The organism is uncultured Pseudokineococcus sp. (genome assembly GCF_947495735.1).
Classification (GTDB): Bacteria; Actinomycetota; Actinomycetes; order Actinomycetales; family Quadrisphaeraceae; genus Pseudokineococcus.
Genome location: NZ_CANMAA010000007.1, coordinates 54,083 through 70,428, shown reverse-complemented (window position 1 = coordinate 70,428; position 16,346 = coordinate 54,083). Strand labels below are relative to the sequence as shown.

Here is a 16,346-nt window from a genome sequence, read left to right as displayed (position 1 = left end):
CGCCCCCTGCGGGCTCAGGACCGCGCGGCGGAGGTGTGCCGCCGCTCCAGCAGGTGCTGCTGGACGTCCAGCAGGCGCCGGCCGTCGGCGTCGTGGCTGTGCCGGGTCCAGGTGCCGTCCGGGCCCAGGTGCCACGAGGCCGTGCCGTCGTCGGCCTGCAGCTCGAGGTACTCGAGCAGCTCGGCCACCTCGGCGCCGTCGTCGATCTTGACGAGCGCCTCGACGCGGCGGTCGAGGTTGCGGTGCATCATGTCGGCGCTGCCGATCCACACCTCCGGCGTGCCGCCGGCCGCGAAGGCGAAGATCCGGCTGTGCTCCAGGTAGCGCCCGAGCACCGAGCGCACGCGCACGGTCTCGGACAGGCCGGGGATGCCGGGGCGCAGGGAGCAGATGCCGCGGACGACGATCGTGACGGGGACGCCGGCGCGCGACGCGCGGTAGAGGGCGTCGATGACCGTCTCGTCGACGATGGAGTTCATCTTGACGCCGACGCTGGCGGGCCGGCCGGCGCGGTGGTGCTCGACCTCCCGCTCGATGCGCTCGACGAGCCCCGCCCGCAGCGAGCGGGGGGCGACGAGCAGGCGCGAGAACGTCGTCCGCGGCGCGTAGCCGGAGAGCTGGTTGAACAGCTTGGTGACGTCCTCGCCGACGACCTCGTCGGCCGTAAGCAGGCCCATGTCCTCGTAGAGGCGCGCCGTCTTGGGGTTGTAGTTGCCGGTGCCGATGTGGCAGTAGCGGCGCAGGCCGTCGCGCTCCTGGCGGACGACGAGGCACAGCTTGGCGTGCGTCTTGAGCCCGACGATCCCGTAGACGACGTGGACGCCGGCCTGCTCGAGCTTGCGCGCCCAGGAGATGTTGGCCTGCTCGTCGAAGCGGGCCTTGATCTCCACCAGGGCCACGACCTGCTTGCCCGCGTCCGCCGCGTCGATGAGGGCGTCGACGATGGGCGAGTCCCCGCTCGTGCGGTACAGCGTCTGCTTGATCGCCAGGACGTCGGGGTCGGCGGCCGCCTGCCGCAGGAACTCCTGGACGCTCGTGGAGAAGGCGTCGTAGGGGTGGTGCAGGAGGATGTCGTGCTTGCGGATCGCCGTGAACACGTCGCCGGGCGCGGAGGTCTCGCGGCCCTCGGTGAGCAGGTGGTGGGTGCGGGAGACCGCCTTGGGGTAGTGCAGCTCCGGCCGGTCCAGGTCGGCGACCGCGTTGAGGCAGCGCAGGTCGAGCGGGGCGGGCAGCTCGTAGACCTCGCTGCCGCGCACGCCGAGCTCCCGCACGAGCAGCTCGCGGACGTGCTCGTCGGTGTCGTGGGCCACCTCCAGGCGCACCGGGGGGCCGAAGCGCCGCCGCAGGAGCTCCTTCTCCAGCGCCTGGAGGATGTTCTCGGCGTCGTCCTCCTCCACCTCGAGGTCCTCGTTGCGGGTGACGCGGAAGGCCGAGCTCGCCACCACGGTCATGCCGGGGAAGAGCTGGTCCAGGTGCGCCCCGACGAGCTCCTCGAGGGGGAGGAACCGCACCTCGGCGGGTGCGCCGCGGGCCCCGGCGTCGTCGTCGTCGTCGACGGGGACCAGCCGCGGCAGCAGCGGGGGAACCTTGATCCGCGCGAAGTGCTCGGTGCCCGTGGAGGGGTTGCGGGCGACCACGGCGAGGTTGAGCGAGAGCCCGGAGATGTAGGGGAAGGGGTGCGCCGGGTCGACGGCCAGCGGAGTGAGCACGGGGAAGACCCGGCGGGAGAAGAAGGTCCCGAGGGTCGCCCTCTCCTCCTCGTCCAGCTCCTCCCACCGCACCAGCCGGATGCCGGCCTCGGCGAGCCGCGGCCGCACCACCTCGGAGTGCACGGCCGCGTGGCGCTCCATCAGCTCGTGGGCCCGGCGGGAGATCTGGGACAGGACCTCGCGGGGCTGCAGCCCCGACGCGGCCGTCACGGCGAGGCCGGTGGCGATGCGGCGCTTGAGCCCCGCCACGCGCACCATGAAGAACTCGTCGAGGTTGGACGCGAAGATCGCGAGGAAGCGGGCGCGCTCGAGCAGCGGCAGGTCCTCGTCCTCGGCGAGCTGCAGGACGCGGTCGTTGAAGGCCAGCCACGAGAGCTCGCGGTCCAGGAAGCGGTCCTCCGGCAGCGGCTCGTCGTCCCCGGCGGCCGACCCGGGCACCGGCATGGGGGCGGCGTCGCCGAGGTGCGCCGCCGTCTCGATGTCGAGCGAGCGCGAGGCGCCGGGCCCCCGACCGGTGACCTCGGCGACGGCGTCCGGCTGCGCGAGGACGCCCTCCCCGCTGGCCGCGGGGCTGCCGTCGCCGCGGGACGCGCCCGCGGGCGCGGAGTCCGCGGAGGAGCTGGAGCCGGGCGTGGTCGACGTCGTCACCCCCGCCATGCTGCCACCGGCGGGCCCGGTCGGCGCCCCGCCGCGGGCGTCCCGCTGCGAGCGGCGCCGGCGTCGCTCGCGGCGCCCGGCGCTCACGCGGCCCCGGCCCGGGAGGGCGCCGCGACGACGACGTCGGCGCCGGAGCGCTCGAAGCCCAGCCGCCGGTAGACGGCGACCGCGGCGGCGTTGTCGGCCTCCACGTACAGCTCGACGACGCGGACCCCCCGCTCGCGCAGGGACGCCAGGCCGGCCAGGGTCACCAGGCGCCCGATGCCCCGGCCCTGGGCCGCCGGGTCGACGCCCACGACGTAGACCTCCCCCTCCAGCGCCCCGTCCTCGCCGGTCGTCGTCTTGGTCCAGTGCGAGCCCAGGAGCGCGCCCGTGCGCTCGTCCTCGGCCAGCAGCACGCCGGCCGGGTCGAACCACGGCTCGGCCTCGCGGGCGCGGACGTCCTCGAGCGTCCAGGCGCCCTGCTCGGGGTGGTCGGCGAAGGCGCGGGCGTTGACGGCGAGCCAGGCCTCCTCGTCGCGTCCCACCGCGAAGGTGCGCAGCCGCACGCCCGCGACCTCCGGCAGCGGCGGGAGCGGCGCGGACAGGTCCGCGCGCATCGTCATCAGCTCGCGCACGCGCACGAGGCCGGCGCGCTCCGCGAGGGCCCGGGCGGCGGGGAGGTCCCCGTGCATCCACAGGCGCAGGGCCCGCTCGCCGCGGGCGGCCAGGGCCGCCTCGACCAGCGCCCGACCGGTGCCGCGGCCGCGGTCGGCCGGGGCCACGACCAGCTCGCCGACCAGGGCGCCGGGCGCGCCGTCCTCGTCCGGCTCCGCCAGCAGGCTGCCGTACCCGACGACGCGCCCGCCGGCCCGGGCGAGCAGGTGCTGCTGGCGGGCGTCCCCGGCCCGCAGCTGCAGCAGGCCCTGCTCGGAGACCGGGGGCGCGCCGTCGGCCCGCTCGGCCTCCGCCACGAGGGCGAGCACCTCGCCGACCTCGGACGGCGCGAGCGCCGGGACGAGGCGCACGCCGTCGGCGCCCTCGGGGGCTGTCGGGGCGGGGTGCTCGGGGGTCTCGGCCACGGGCGACCACCCTAGGCAGCCGCGGGTGCCCGCGTCCGGCGACGGCCGCCCCGGAGGGCCCGGGCGGGGTCCCGACCTGCGTCGACGGGTCGCCGGCCGGGCCCGGGCGGGTCAGTCGCCGCTGCGCGGGCTCCCGGCGTGCCGGCCCCCGGGGGACCCGGTGGCGGTGCGCCCGCCGTCGACGTCGGCCGTCGGGTCGACGTGGCGGCCCCGGGGGCGCTCGGGCGCGGGCTCGGCGTCGCCGGTTGCGGGGACGGCCGCTGCGGCGCCGGCCCCCGCGGGGACGGGCGCCGCGGTGGACGCGGCGTCGGCGCGCGGGGCGGCCACGTCGACGGTGGTGCGCAGCGGCACCTCGCGGATGAGGGCGACCGCCACGAGCGTGACGACCGCGACGGCGGCGGCGATCAGGAAGATGCGCCCCGTGGCGTCGCCGTAGGCCGCGCGCACGACCTCCTGCACCGGGCCCGGGAGCGCGCCGATGTCGAGGCTGCCGCCGCCGGTGGAGGGCTGGTCGGAGCCGGTGACGACGCCGGCGTCGGCGAAGCCCTGCGTGGTCAGGGCGGCCACGCGGGAGGCCAGGACCGAGCCGAGGACCGAGACGCCGATGGTGCCGCCGAGCGTGCGGAAGAAGGCCACGGAGCTGGACGCCGAGCCGATGTCCTTGAGGGCCACGGTGTTCTGGACGGCGAGGACGGTGTTCTGCATGAGGCAGCCCGTGCCGAGGCCGATGAGGGCGATGAAGACGCCCACGTGCCACAGCGGGGTCAGGTGGTCGACGGTGCCCATGAGGCCGAGGCCGGCGATCATCAGCAGCGCCCCGCCGACGAGGAACCTCTTCCACCGCCCGTAGCGGGTGATCAGGCGCCCCGAGACGATGGTGCCGACGAGGGAGCCGGCGACGTTGGGGAGCGTGAGCAGGCCGGCGTCGAAGGCGCTGTAGCCGCGCGAGGTCTGGAAGTACTGGCCGAGGAAGACGCTCGAGCCGAACAGCGCGATGCCGACGGCGACGCTCGCGACGACGGCCAGCGCCGTCGTCCGCTCGCGCAGGACGGCCAGCGGGATGATCGGCTCGGCGGTGCGCTGCTCGACGAGCACGAGGGCGGTGCACAGCGCGAGCCCGCCGCCGACCATCGCCGCGGTCTGCCAGGAGGCCCAGGCGAAGGAGTCGCCGACGAAGGACACCCACACCAGGAGCAGGCTCACGCCCGTCGTCAGCAGGACGGCGCCCGGCCAGTCGATGCTGGGCCGCCGCTTCTCCTCGACCAGGACCAGCGTGCGCTGGATGAGGAGGAGGGCGAGGACCGCGAGGGGCACGCAGGCGAAGAAGGTCCAGCGCCAGCTGACGACGCCGACGATGGCGCCCCCGACGAGCGGGCCGCCGGACATGGCGACCGCCATGACGGCGCCCATGTAGCCGGAGTAGCGCCCGCGCTGCCGGGGCGGGATGACCGAGCCGATGATCGCGACGACGAGGGCGGTCAGGCCGCCCATGCCGACGCCCTGCACGACGCGGGCGGCGATGAGCTGGCCCACGTCCTGGGACAGGCCCGCGACCATCGACCCGACGACGAAGACGACGAGGGAGAGCTGGACGAGGAGCTTCTTGCTGAAGAGGTCGGCGAGCTTGCCCCACAGCGGGGTGGAGACGGCGTTGGCCAGCAGCGCCGCGGTGACGACCCACGTGTAGGCGGTCTGCGTGCCGCCGAGGTCGCCGATGATCGTGGGCAGCGCGGTGGCGACGATCGTCGTCGACAGCAGCGCCGTGAACAGGCCCGCGAGCAGGCCCGCGAGGACCTGGAGCACCTGGCGGTGGCTCATGCCGGGCGCCTGGCCGGTGGGGCCGGCGGGGCTGCCGCCGGGCCCGGCGGCCCCCGGCGGGACGGAGGCCGCGGTCGGCCCCGTGGTACCGGGCGGCGGGGCGCTCCGGGATGTCGACAGGGCGCTCACGCGCCCACCTCCTGCTCTGCGCGGGCGGCCCGGGGGCCGGTCGCTGCGGTCGTCGGGTCGTGGTGCTGCACCGCAGGACGTCGTCGTCCGCCGGTCGCCGGCGGGAGCCGGTGGTCGTCGGGGGCGGGGAGGACCCGCCCGGGGCCGGAGGCCTCGAGGTCGCGGCGCAGGCGCGCGAGCGACTCCAGCGCGCTGCGCGCCTCGTCCTCGGTCCAGCCGTCCAGCGCGCGCCGCAGGCGCTCGGCGCGGGCGGCGGCCGTCTCGGCCAGCAGGGCCGCGCCCTCGGTCGAGACGCGGACGAGGTGCGCCCTGCCGTCCGCCGGGTCCGCGCGGCGGTCGAGGAGGCCGGCGTCCTCCAGCTCGGCCAGCTGGCGGCTCAGCACGGACGGCGAGGTGCCGAGGCGGCAGGCGAGGGCGCCCGGGCGCGACTCGCCCGCCTCGGCGACCACGCCGAGCACGGCCTCGGCGGCGGCGCCCGTGCGGTCGGGAGCCGACGCGCGCAGCATCGCCCGGCTGGAGCGGTGCAGCCCGCGCGCCTGCTCCAGCAGGGCCTCGGCCGTGCTCGTGGTGATCACCCGTCGCCTCCTCGTTGCGTGCAGGAAGCAACCTTATGCTCCGGGCAACCATTCCCGCGACGCGAGGGAGCCGTCCGGGTGCGGGGCGAGGGGCGGAGCGGGGCGCGACGGGCTGCCGACGGCGTGCGTCAGGCCTCGACGGGCTCCGCGCCCGAGCGCTCGCGCGCGGGCGGCACGAAGCGGTAGCCGACGTTGCGGACGGTGCCGATGAGCTGCTCGTGGTCGACGCCGAGCTTGGCGCGCAGGCGGCGCACGTGGACGTCGACCGTCCGCGTGCCGCCGAAGTAGTCGTAGCCCCAGACCTCCTGCAGCAGCTGGGCGCGCGTGAACACGCGGCCCGGGTGCTGGGCGAGGTGCTTGAGGAGCTCGAACTCCTTGTAGGTGAGGTCGAGCACCCGGCCGCGGACGCGGGCGGTGTAGGTGGACTCCTCGATGACGACGTCCCCGGCGCGGATCTCGTCGGAGACCTCGGCGTCGTCCTCGGCCAGGCGCGCGCGCCCGGTCGCGAGCCGCAGGCGGGCCTCGACCTCGGCGGGCCCCGCCGTGTCCAGCAGGACGTCGTCGGCGCCCCAGTCCGCGGCGACCGCGGCGAGGCCCCCCTCGGTCAGGACCAGCAGCAGCGGGCAGGACACGCCCGTGGTGCGCAGGAGCCGGGTGAGCGACCGGGCCGCCACGAGCTCGCGCCGGCCGTCGACCAGGACGGCGTCGGCGGAGGGCGCGTCGACCAGCACCGACGGCTCCGCGGGCAGCACCCGCACGTGGTGGGGCAGCAGGCCGAGCGCGGGGAGGACCTCCGCCGAGGGGGCCAGGGCGTTGGTGAGCATCAGCAGCTGCGCCACGGCGACCTCCCTCGGACCTCGCGGCCCCTCGCGCCCGCGCCGGCGCGGCGCACCGGGGCCGGCGCCCGCGGCGGGCCGCCGAGCGGCGGGGGCTCCGTCCGGGACGAAGGATAGGGGGAGGGGCGCCTCCCGCCGCTGCGGTCCCGCGGAGCGGGACTCCCTGGGAGGTGTCTGCGAGGATGCCCCGCGTGAGGAGACCCGGGCGGTGAGCCGCGTCCTGCCCGCTGCGGCCGGAATCGCGTCCGCCGGCCTCCTCGCGGCCGGCGTCCTGTGGCTGCCCGTCGCCGTCGCCCCCGTGGTCGCCGTCGTCACCGTCCTCGTGGCCCTCGGCTGGCCCCGCCTCCTCGCGCTGCCGTCGCCCTCGGGGACGACCGCCGTCGTCGTGGTGGCCGGCCTCGCCGCCACGGCCGCCGTCGCCGTGGCGGGACCCCCGGGTCCTGCGGGGGCGGGCGACGCCGGTGGTGCCGGGGTGGCCGACGTCCTCGGGCCCGCGGGGGCCGCCCAGGCCGTCCTCGCCGCCCTGGGCCTGTCGGTCGTCCTCGCCTTCGTGCACCAGATCCTGCGCCGCGACGGTCGCCCGCGGCTGGCCGAGTCCGTGGCGGCGACGGTGGCGGGCGCCGCCGTCGCCGGCGTGGCCACCGGCTGGGTGTCGGCCGCGGCCGTGCAGCCGGACGCCGTGCTCGTCGGCGTCGGGGGCCTGGCGGCGGCCCTGCTCGTCACGGCCCTGCCGTGGCCGCAGCGGCTCACCGGGGCGCTCGCGCTCGTGGCCGCCGGTGCGGCGGCGGCGGTGGTCGGCGGGCTCGTCGAGGCCGTCACCGCGGTCGAGGGCGCCGTGCTCGGCGTCGTGCTCGCCGTCGTCGTCGGCTCGGTCGACCGCCTCCTCGTGGCGCTCCCGCGGTCGACGTCGCGACGGCTCGCGGGCGTCATCGGGCTGGTGGCCGTGAGCCTCTCCGCCGTCCCCGTCCAGCTCCTCGCCCAGGTGGTGCGCCCGTGAGCCCGACGCTGACCGGCACGGCCCGGGTCCTCGCCGTCTGCGGCGAGGGCACCTGCCGCTCGCCCATGGTGGAGCGGCTGCTGGCGCCCGCCCTCGGCCCGGGGGTGCAGGTGTCCAGCGCGGGCATGCGCGCCGCGCCGGGGTCCGCCATGGCACCGGGTGCGGTCGGCCAGGTCCTCGAGCACGGCGGCTCCGTCGAGGACTTCCGCTCCCGGCGCGTGGACGCGAGCTCCCTGCTCGGCGCCGACCTCGTCATCGCCCTGACCCGCGTGCACGCCGCGGACGTGGCCCGCACCGCACCGCGGGCGGCGCGGTGGACGTTCACGCTGCGCGAGCTCGCGCGGGTGCTCGACGGCGCCCGGGTGCCCGGCCGCGACCCGTCGGCGCGGGTGCGCGCCGCCGCCGGCACGGCGGCACGGCTGCGCGCCGGGGCCCCGCCGCCCCGGCGCCCCGAGGACGACGACGTGCCCGACCCGCTGGCCGGCCCCGCGGGAGGCTTCGCCGACAGCGCCGCGGTCGTGGCCGCCGCGGTGGAGGTGCTCGCGCGGGTCCTGGGCCCGGACGCCGGACCGCCCGAGCCGCTGCGGCGGCGACCGGGCGCCGACCGCGGCTGAGCCGCGGCCGTGGTCACCCGCGAGGCCGCCGCGCCCGCGACGAACGCCGACCGGGCTCCGGGCGCGCCGGCAGGTCGAGGGGCCCCCGGTCCCGGCGCAGGTCCCGCTCCCGGCCGCGGGGGGTGGAGCGACCCCGACACCGGCTTCGACACCGGGTCCCGGCAGCTCCGGGAGGTCCTGGAGCGGGGGCGCCGGGTCTACACGGCGGTCGTCGTGGTGCTGCAGCTGCTCGTCGTCGTCGCCGCCCTGACCGGGGCGGCCCTCGCCCCGGGCGGGGGGAGCCCGTCGGTGGTGGTCGGGGCCGCGCTGGCGGCGGGGTGGCTCGCCCTCGCCGTCGCCCACCTCGTGCGAGGGCTGCCCGTCCCGCTGCTCGTGCTCGTGGGCCTCGTCTGCGCGGCCGCGCTGCCCCCGCTGGTCGCGGCGGGCACCCCCGTCGAGGAGGAGGGCGTCCTGCGCGTGCTGCCCACCACCGCCTCGGCGGTGCTGTGGCTGCTCGCCGGGACGCCGGGGCGCGTGGCCCCGGTGCTCGTGCGCGCCGTCGTGGTCGGCGCCGCGGCCCTCGCCCTGGCCTCGGTGTCGGCGGGGCTCGTGGGACTCGGGCGCCTGGACGTCGTGGGCCCCCTCGTCACCGCGCTGCTCGCCGTCGCCTCGCTGCTGGTGGCGCACGGGTGCGCCGCCCGGGCCGAGCGCTCGCTCGCGGCGCGGCGCGTCGCCGCCGTCGACCTCCTCGTCGCCCGCGAGCTCGCCACCGCCCGGCGGCGGCTCGACGTGCGCCTGCACGACATCGTCCTGGGCTCGCTCGCCACGATGGTCACCGCCGACGCCGCCCGTGCCCCCGCCGTCCGGGAGCTCGCGGCCGAGGCCCTCGCGCTGCTCGTGGCCGCCGGGCCGGACGCCGCGGACGCCCCGGTGCGGGCTCCCGGGCGGCGGGAGCCCGCCGAGGGCGCCGGGCGCGACGTCGACGCCCCGACCGCCCCGGACCAGCCGCTCTCCGCGCTGGAGGCGGGTCTGGTCCGGCTCGTGGCGCGCGCCGCGGAGACCGGGCTCGTGGTGGAGCTGCGGCACGAGGCCGCCGCGCAGCCCGGTGCCGCCCCGGTCCGGGCCGGTGACGCCTGCTCGGGCGCCGTCCGCCCCGCGGTCCCCGAGCCGGAGCCCGAGCCCGAGGTCGTCGAGGCGCTGCTCGGCGCGGTCGGGGAGTGCCTGCGCAACGTCGAGCGCCACGCGGGCACGAGCTCGGCGCTGCTGGTGTGGGCGGCGGGGCCGGGGAGCGCGCGGGTGCTCGTCGTCGACGCCGGGGCGGGCTTCGACCCCGCGGCCGTCCCGGCCGGCTCCCTGGGCCTGGCCCGGTCGGTGCGCGGGCGCCTGGAGGACGTCGGGGGCAGCGCCTCCGTGCGCTCGCGCCCCGGGCGCGGGACCGTCGTGCAGGTGGAGGCGCCGCTGCGGCCCGTGCGGGCGCGCGGCACCTCTCCCGCCCCGCGCCCCGGCCCGAGGGGGTGCGGGGCGTGAGCGCCGCGGACGCCGCGGCGCGGGGGGCCCGCGGGGCCGGGCGCTCGTGGTCGCGGGGCGCCGCGGCCGCGGTCCCCGGCGAGGGCCGCTGGTGGCGGGTCCGGCAGGAGGAGGTCCTGCCCGGCGCCCGGCCCACGCTCTTCGTCCTCGTCGCGGTCGTCGCCCTGCAGGCGGTGCTCCGCGCTCTCGTCTCCCCGCCCGGCACCTACGCCTCGGCCGCGGTCGCCGCGGGGGCGCTGGCCGTGCTCGTCGCCGTCCCGGGCCTGCTCGTGGCGCTGTCCTCCCACCGGCTCGTGCGCTCGCGCCCGGTGGTCGTGGCGGTGGTCGCCGTGCTGCTGGGCGTGGACGTCGTCGTGATCGCCCAGACCGCCCACCGCGGCGTCTACGGGGAGGGGCTGTTCGCCGCCACCGGGGTCGGCGTGGCGGTCCTGTGCCTGCTGGCGGTCCGGCCGCTCGGCGTGGTCGTCGTCGCCGGGGGGCTGCACGCGCTCGTGATGCTGGGGGGCTCGCTGCGCCACGAGACGGCGGCGCCCGGGCTCGCGCTCGCCCGGGGGACGGAGATGGCGGCGGTCGGGGCGGTGCCCGTCGTGGCGTGGGCGACCTACCTCGTGCTCGTCGCCCGTCTCGTGGAGTCCGGTCGCGCCTCCGACGCCGCGGCGGCGCGCGAGGAGGGCGAGCGCCGGGCCGCGGCCGCCGCCGCCCAGGAGGGCGCCGTGCGGCTCGCGGCGGCGCGGGCGGAGGTCGGCCCGCTGCTGGAGCGGGTCGTCGCCGGGGCGCCCGTGCCGCTGGAGCCGGCCGACGCCGCCGCGGCGGTCGCCAGCAGCCGCCGGCTGCGGGCGCGGCTGCTGCGCGGGGACGCGCGCTCCTGGCTGGACGACGCCCTGGCCGGCGAGGTCGGGGGCGGCGCCGCGCCCGCGGTGGTGGTGCGCGCCGTCGACGGCGAGGACGACCTGGGCGCCGGCCTGCGCGGCCCGCTCGTCGCGCTCGTGCGCCGGGCCGGCGCGCTCGGGGGCGAGGTGTCGGTGGTCCTCCTCGCGGGCGGGGCCGTGGTGGCCGTGCGCGGGGCGCCGCAGCTGGCGGGCGACGGGCTCGCGGCGGACCTGCTGGACGAGCTCGGCGCCGCCTGGATCGAGGAGGAGGAGCTCCTCGTCCTCGAGGTCGGCGCCCCGGCGGTGGAGGGCGCCCCGTGAGCGGGCGCGCGCGCGTGGCGGTCGTCGACGACCACCCCGTCATCCTCGACGGCATCGCCGCCTGGATGGGCGCGGCCCAGGACGAGGTCGAGCTGGTCGGCACGCACGGCGACCTGGCCTCGCTGCGCGCCTCGCCGGCCCACCCGGCCGACGTCGTGGTGCTCGACCTCGTCCTCGACGACGGGTCCTCCCCGGGAGCGGGCGTCGCCGGCCTGGTCGCCGAGGGCTGCGCCGTCGTGGTCATCAGCGCCGACGCCGAGCCGGCGTCCGTCCAGCGCGCCGTCGAGGCCGGCGCCCTCGCGTACGTGCCCAAGGTCAGCGGGCGGGCCGAGCTGCTCGCGGCCGTCCGGGCGGCCGCCGCCGGCGAGTCGTACGTGACGCCCGCCCTGGCCGAGGTCCTCGCCGCCGGCCAGGAGTGGCGGCCGGCGCTGAGCCCGCAGGAGAGCCGGGCCCTGGTGCTCTTCGGCTCGGGCCTGCTGCTGCGCACCGTCGCGCGGCAGATGGGCGTCGGGGAGGCGACGGTGCGCACCTACCTGCAGCGCGCGCGCCGCAAGTACGCCGACCGCGGGGTGCGGATCGAGGGGCGGATCGACTGGTACGAGGTGGGCCAGCGGGACGGGTGGGCCGTCGAGGTGGACGCCGAGCGCCCGGAGGACCCGCGGCGCTGAGCCGCCCGCGCCCGGCCCGGGCGGGCGCGGGGAACAGCCGCGGACCGGCGAGCGCTGGCACGGCCATGACGGCGAGCACCCCCTCCGCCCCGCCCGAGGCCTCACCCGCCCCCGGGGACAGCACCGGAGCCGGGCCGGACGCGGCACCCGCGCAGCCGGCGTCCCCCCTGCTCGACCTGCCCGGCGCCGTGCCGGCCGAGGGGGTCGACGCGGGCACGGCCTGGCACTACGGGGACCCGGTGCGCGAGCAGCGGCTCCTGCAGCAGGGCCTGGCGCTCGTGGACCTGTCCACGCGCGGGGTCGTGCGCGTCGCCGGGCCGGACCGCCTCTCGTGGCTGCACTCCCTGACCACCCAGGCGCTCGCCGACCTGGCGCCCCGCACCAGCGCCGAGGCCCTCCTGCTGAGCCCGAAGGGCCACGTCGAGCAGGCCATGCACGTCGTCGACGACGGCGAGGCGACGTGGATCACCGTGGAGCCCGGCGCGCAGGCCGCCCTCGTGACCTTCCTGGACCGGATGCGGTTCATGCTGCGCGTGGAGGTCGAGGACGTCACCGACCGCGTGGCCGTGGTCGGCGAGCCGGTGCGGCGCGAGAGCGCCCCGGGGGAGCCCCTGGCCTGGGTGGACCCGTGGCCGGCGACGGCGCCGTCCGGGGTGGCGTACGCCGCCGTCCCCGACGCCGAGCACCCCGGGGCCTCGCGCGCGTGGCGCGAGGTGCTCGTGCCGCGCGAGGAGCTGGTGGGCTTCACCGCCGACCGCGACCTGGCCGGGACCTGGGCGGCGGAGGCCCTGCGCGTGGAGGCCTGGCGCCCCCGCGCGGGGGCGGAGACCGACCACCGCACCATCCCCCACGAGCTCGACTGGCTGCGCACGGCGGTGCACCTGCGCAAGGGCTGCTACCGCGGCCAGGAGACGGTGGCGCGCGTGCACAACCTCGGCCGCCCGCCCCGCCGGCTCGTGGCGCTCCACCTGGACGGCTACGGGCACGACCTGCCGCCCGCCGGCAGCGTCGTCTCCCTGACGGGCGAGGACGGCGCCCCCGGGCGCGCGGTGGGCGCGGTGACCACCGCGGCCCGCCACCACGAGCTCGGTCCGGTGGCGCTGGCCGTGGTCAAGCGCTCGACCCCGGCCGACGCCGTGCTGCTGGCCGCGCTCCCCGCGGGAGGGGCGGTCACCGCCGCCCAGGAGCTCGTGGTCGCTCCCTGACCGCCGACCGGGCGACCAGCGCGGGTGACGGCCGCCCGGTCGGCGAGGTGCGCTGGGCCGCAGAGCACTACGGTCGTGCGGTGGTCGTCGGGGTGGTGCTGTTGTCGCTGCTCGGCGCGACGGCCGTGGCGCTCTGGTGCCCGGCCGCCTGGTCGGTCGGGGCGGTGCTCGCGGCCGGCGTGGCGTGGTGGCTCGTCAACGGACCGGTCGAGGGCGCCGTGCTCGTCGAGCTCGCCCCCGGTCGCGGCGTGACCGTGGCGGACCTCCTCGTGCCCCCGCTCGCGGCCGTCGCGGCGGCGGCCTGGCTGCGCGCGAGGCGCCGCGCCGCCGCGCACGGCCTCGGCCGTCCGGCGGGTGCCGGGCGCCCCTCCCGCTGACGGCCCCGGGGCGCTGGCGGCCCCGGGCGAGCTCGCGGCGCGGCAGGGCTACCCTTCGCGCATGGAGCTGACCCAGGACGACCTCCACGCGCTCGAGGTCTTCTACACGTCCCTGCTGGTGCTGTCCTCGCTGGTCATCGGGTGGTTCTCGGTCTACGTCGTCTACAAGCTGTTCACCGGTCAGCGCTGACCTGGCTCCGCTCGCTCCCGCCGGGTGGACGGGGCACGATCTGGCCGCCCGGCGGAGCCGCACGCACCCGGGCGCCCGCCCCCGGCCGCCCCGGCCCGGGGAGACCGACACCACGGAGGAGCCCGCATGCCGTTCGAGATCCGCGCTGACCTGCCCGCCTCCCTCGTGCCCCTGGCCTGGATGGAGGGCCGCTGGGAGGGCGCCGGCGTCGTCGGCTACGACGACGTCCCCGAGCGCCGCTTCGGGCAGGAGGTCGTCCTGGCCCACGACGGGCGCGGGGGGCTCGCCTACCGCGCGCAGAGCTGGTACCTCGACGACGACGGCACTCCCACCGAGCCGATGACGTCCGAGTCGGGCGTCTGGCGCACGGGGGACGACGGCAGCGGCGGCGTCCAGGTCGAGCTGCTGCTGGCCCAGCCCGAGGGCGCCGTCGAGATCTACGTCGGCCGCGCCTCGGGCACCAAGGTCGAGCTCACCACCGACCTCGTGGCGCGCACGTCGACCTCGACGGGGACGTACACCGCCGGCCAGCGCATCTACGGGGCGGTCGACGGCGACCTGCTCTGGGCGCTGGACGTGGCGACGCCCACGACCCCGATGCGCTCGTACGCCTCCGCGAGGCTGAAGAAGGTCTGATGCGCCGCGCCGTCGGGTGGGTGCTGCTGGTCGGCGTCGTGCTCGTCCTGGCGGCGGGCGCCTGGACCGCCTCGCGGGGCTGGGTGGCGTACTCGGCGCTGCAGGACGTGCGCGAGGAGGTGCCGGCGATCACGTCCGCGGTGACGTCCGTGGACCCGGACGCCCTGGCGGTCTCGGTGGCGCGCGTGCGGGAGCGCAGCCAGCGCGCGCTCGAGGCCACCGACGACCCGCTCTGGCGCCTCGCCAGCCGCTTCCCCCTCGGCGGGGAGAACCTCACCGCCCTCACCACCGCGTCGGTGGCCGTCGACCGGCTGGCCGACGAGGGCCTCCCCGGGCTCGAGCGCGTCGTCGGGGGCGTCGACGACGCGCGGACGTCCCTCACGACGGGGCGGGGCCTGGACCTGGCGGCCCTGCGGCGGGCGCTCGACGGCCTCGGCGAGGTGCGGACGGCCAGCGAGGCCGCGCGCGGACGGCTCGCCGACATCCAGGGCGAGGACCTGCTGCCCCAGGTGGAGGCGGCGCGCGACGACCTCCGGGAGCAGCTGGACCTCGCCCAGCGGGCGGAGGAGCTGCTCGGCACGGTGTCGCTGCCCGGGCTGGCCTCGCTGGGGTCCTTGAGCTCCCTGGGGTCGCTGTCCTCCGCCGAGGGGCTGCAGGGCTCGCTCGAGCAGCTCCGCGAGCTGGACCGCGGCGTCCTGCCCGACGAGGTGCAGGAGCGTCTGCGCGACCTGGGCGACCAGCTGCCCGAGGACCTGGTCCCCCAGGACCTTGTCCCCGACGACCTCCTGCCGGAGGACCTGGTCCCCGAGGACCTGCTGACCTGGCGGTGACGCCCGTCGGCGGCTGAGCGAAGGACTCGTCCCCCGGGGTCACCAGCGGCCCCGCGCCGCCCCCGACGACGGGGACGTGGGGCCGAGACCCGCTGGTCGGCACGGCAGCCGGGGGCCGGGCCGACCGGCGGGAAGCCGACCGAGCTCAGGACCCCGAGGTCTCGGGCCCAGCCTCCTGGGCCGTGCGGCGGACGGCGTCGCCCGCGGCCTCCGCCGTCTCCTGCGCGGCGTCGGCCGTGCCGGCCGCCGCCGCGCGGGCCGCCTCGGCGCGGCGCCGCGCGACGCTCGTGGTGGCCCGGGCCTCGCCCGCGCCGGTGCCGCCGCGGCGCCCCGTGCGGGGACCCGCAGCCGAGGTGGCGCTCCCCGACGTCGTCCCGGGGGTGGCCGCCGCGGTGCCCTCGCTGCCGGGGGCACCGGACACCGCGCCCTCCGACGCGGTGGTCCCCGAGGGGGAGCCGCTGGACGAGGGACCGCTCGACGTGGCGCCCGCGGCGGCGCTCCTCCGCCCTGCGGTCCCGCCCGAGGCGCGTCGCCGGGTGCCGGCGACGGGCGCGCCGCGGCCGTCGGTCTCACCGGCGCTCGCACGGCCCGTGGCCGTGCCGCTCCGCGTCCCAGCCCTCGCCGCGTCCCCGCTCGTGGCCCCGCCGTCCGTCCCCGCGACGCCGCTGGTCCCGCCGGCCTCGCCCGCGCCGCGCCGCGTCCCGCCGCCCCCGGCCGCCGTGGTCCTCCTGGTGCCGGTGCCGGTGCTGGTGCTCGCGCCGGTGGAGGGGGCGCCGGTGCTCCCGCCGTCCGCGGTCGTCGTGCGCGCCGTCGTGGTCCGGCGGGCCGTCCCGCTGCGCCGCCCGGCGGCGGCGGCCGCGCTGGTGCTCGGGCCGCCCTCGTCGGAGGCCTCGGGGTCCAGGGCCTCGGCGGCGGTGCGGCGGGTGCGACGCGTGGCGGTGCGGGCGGCGTCCTCCGCGCCCTGCTGGGCGGTGCGCGCGGTGCGGCGGCCTCGGTCGAGGGTCACCTCGGCCTGCTCCACGACCTCCTCGACGGTCTCCGAGGCCTGGCTGCGCTCCACGAGCCGGCGGCCGCGGGCCGACAGGCCGTCCACGGCTCCCTGCGTGCGGCTGGCCACCTCGAGGCCCTTGGCGACAGCCAGGGCGGGCGCGCTCTGGAGCCGCCCGGCGGCCGCGCGGGCCTCGGCGACGTAGTCGCGCGAGACCACCTCGTCGCGGCGCGTGCGCGCCCGCTCCTGCAGGCCCTTCGCCTGCTCCGCGGCGACGTCGGCGACGCCGGCGAGCGTGTACCCGAGGTCGGCAGCGGTCTTGCGGAGGTCGTGGGACAGAGCCATGGAGGTCCTTCCGGG

Annotated in this window: 16 protein-coding genes; 10 read left to right on the top strand and 6 right to left on the bottom strand. The window is 78.7% G+C overall.

Features of this window, described 5'->3' with window-relative positions; genetic code table 11:
* Window positions 1–14: 14 nt before the first annotated feature.
* From Q0848_RS11205 to Q0848_RS11185, 5 genes are all read right to left on the bottom strand, one after another.
* Complete coding sequence (locus tag Q0848_RS11205) at window positions 15–2,153, bottom strand: RNA degradosome polyphosphate kinase (RefSeq protein WP_366146561.1); 2,139 nt, start codon at window positions 2,151–2,153, stop codon at window positions 15–17.
* A 296-nt stretch (window positions 2,154–2,449) separates the two neighbouring features.
* Window positions 2,450–3,427: a mycothiol synthase gene (gene mshD / locus Q0848_RS11200; RefSeq protein ID WP_299037552.1), complete on the bottom strand. Its 978-nt coding sequence runs from the start codon at window positions 3,425–3,427 to the stop codon at window positions 2,450–2,452.
* Between the two features lie 111 nt (window positions 3,428–3,538).
* The gene (locus Q0848_RS11195) at window positions 3,539–5,245 is read right to left on the bottom strand and encodes an MDR family MFS transporter (protein WP_366146560.1); all 1,707 of its coding nucleotides are present in this window, start codon (window positions 5,243–5,245) and stop codon (window positions 3,539–3,541) included.
* A gap of 125 nt (window positions 5,246–5,370) precedes the next feature.
* Entirely contained in the window at window positions 5,371–5,949 is a 579-nt protein-coding gene (locus Q0848_RS11190; RefSeq protein ID WP_299037548.1) for a MarR family winged helix-turn-helix transcriptional regulator, read from the bottom strand.
* 128 nt (window positions 5,950–6,077) lie between these two features.
* On the bottom strand, window positions 6,078–6,788 hold the full coding sequence (locus tag Q0848_RS11185; RefSeq protein WP_299037545.1) for a response regulator transcription factor: 711 nt from the start codon (window positions 6,786–6,788) through the stop codon (window positions 6,078–6,080).
* Window positions 6,789–6,993: 205 nt separating this feature from the next.
* On the opposite strand from Q0848_RS11185, the gene Q0848_RS11180 reads away from it, so the two are divergent.
* The 10 genes from Q0848_RS11180 to Q0848_RS11135 all read left to right on the top strand — a co-directional run bounded on the left by Q0848_RS11180 (window position 6,994) and on the right by Q0848_RS11135 (window position 14,998).
* Window positions 6,994–7,782, top strand: coding sequence for a hypothetical protein (locus tag Q0848_RS11180; RefSeq protein ID WP_299037543.1), 789 nt, complete (start codon window positions 6,994–6,996; stop codon window positions 7,780–7,782).
* Window positions 7,779–8,396: a hypothetical protein gene (locus tag Q0848_RS11175; RefSeq protein WP_299037541.1), complete on the top strand. Its 618-nt coding sequence runs from the start codon at window positions 7,779–7,781 to the stop codon at window positions 8,394–8,396. Before Q0848_RS11180 ends, Q0848_RS11175 begins: the two co-directional genes overlap by 4 nt.
* A 9-nt stretch (window positions 8,397–8,405) precedes the next feature.
* Window positions 8,406–9,902, top strand: a complete 1,497-nt coding sequence (locus Q0848_RS11170; RefSeq protein WP_299037539.1) for a sensor histidine kinase — start codon at window positions 8,406–8,408, stop codon at window positions 9,900–9,902.
* On the top strand, window positions 9,899–11,092 hold the full coding sequence (locus tag Q0848_RS11165; protein ID WP_299037538.1) for a hypothetical protein: 1,194 nt from the start codon (window positions 9,899–9,901) through the stop codon (window positions 11,090–11,092). Before Q0848_RS11170 ends, Q0848_RS11165 begins: the two co-directional genes overlap by 4 nt.
* Window positions 11,089–11,760, top strand: coding sequence for a response regulator (locus tag Q0848_RS11160; RefSeq protein WP_299037536.1), 672 nt, complete (start codon window positions 11,089–11,091; stop codon window positions 11,758–11,760). The genes Q0848_RS11165 and Q0848_RS11160 overlap by 4 nt, the downstream gene beginning before the upstream one ends.
* Window positions 11,761–11,825: 65 nt before the next feature.
* On the top strand, window positions 11,826–12,965 hold the full coding sequence (locus Q0848_RS11155; protein ID WP_299037534.1) for a folate-binding protein YgfZ: 1,140 nt from the start codon (window positions 11,826–11,828) through the stop codon (window positions 12,963–12,965).
* A gap of 80 nt (window positions 12,966–13,045) precedes the next feature.
* Window positions 13,046–13,342 (top strand): hypothetical protein, encoded by a 297-nt coding sequence (locus tag Q0848_RS11150; RefSeq protein ID WP_299037533.1) that lies wholly within the window; start codon window positions 13,046–13,048, stop codon window positions 13,340–13,342.
* A gap of 61 nt (window positions 13,343–13,403) precedes the next feature.
* Complete coding sequence (locus Q0848_RS11145; RefSeq protein WP_299037531.1) at window positions 13,404–13,532, top strand: hypothetical protein; 129 nt, start codon at window positions 13,404–13,406, stop codon at window positions 13,530–13,532.
* Between the two features lie 126 nt (window positions 13,533–13,658).
* Window positions 13,659–14,168: an FABP family protein gene (locus Q0848_RS11140; RefSeq protein ID WP_299037529.1), complete on the top strand. Its 510-nt coding sequence runs from the start codon at window positions 13,659–13,661 to the stop codon at window positions 14,166–14,168.
* Complete coding sequence (locus Q0848_RS11135) at window positions 14,168–14,998, top strand: hypothetical protein (protein ID WP_299037527.1); 831 nt, start codon at window positions 14,168–14,170, stop codon at window positions 14,996–14,998. Before Q0848_RS11140 ends, Q0848_RS11135 begins: the two co-directional genes overlap by 1 nt.
* A gap of 145 nt (window positions 14,999–15,143) precedes the next feature.
* Here Q0848_RS11135 and Q0848_RS11130 read toward each other — a convergent pair whose 3' ends face one another.
* Window positions 15,144–16,331, bottom strand: a complete 1,188-nt coding sequence (locus Q0848_RS11130) for a hypothetical protein (protein WP_299037526.1) — start codon at window positions 16,329–16,331, stop codon at window positions 15,144–15,146.
* Window positions 16,332–16,346: the final 15 nt, after the last annotated feature.

Bases quoted from the DNA above. Each gene is read 5' to 3' on its own strand.
- Q0848_RS11205 (WP_366146561.1), bottom strand. From the start codon at position 2,153: ATGCCGGTGCCCGGGTCGGCCGCCGGGGACGACGAGCCGCTGCCGGAG.
- Q0848_RS11135 (WP_299037527.1), top strand. From the start codon at position 14,168: ATGCGCCGCGCCGTCGGGTGGGTGCTGCTGGTCGGCGTCGTGCTCGTC.
- Q0848_RS11155 (WP_299037534.1), top strand. From the start codon at position 11,826: ATGACGGCGAGCACCCCCTCCGCCCCGCCCGAGGCCTCACCCGCCCCC.
- Q0848_RS11195 (WP_366146560.1), bottom strand. From the start codon at position 5,245: ATGAGCCACCGCCAGGTGCTCCAGGTCCTCGCGGGCCTGCTCGCGGGC.
- Q0848_RS11140 (WP_299037529.1), top strand. From the start codon at position 13,659: ATGCCGTTCGAGATCCGCGCTGACCTGCCCGCCTCCCTCGTGCCCCTG.
- Q0848_RS11145 (WP_299037531.1), top strand. From the start codon at position 13,404: ATGGAGCTGACCCAGGACGACCTCCACGCGCTCGAGGTCTTCTACACG.
- Q0848_RS11130 (WP_299037526.1), bottom strand. From the start codon at position 16,331: ATGGCTCTGTCCCACGACCTCCGCAAGACCGCTGCCGACCTCGGGTAC.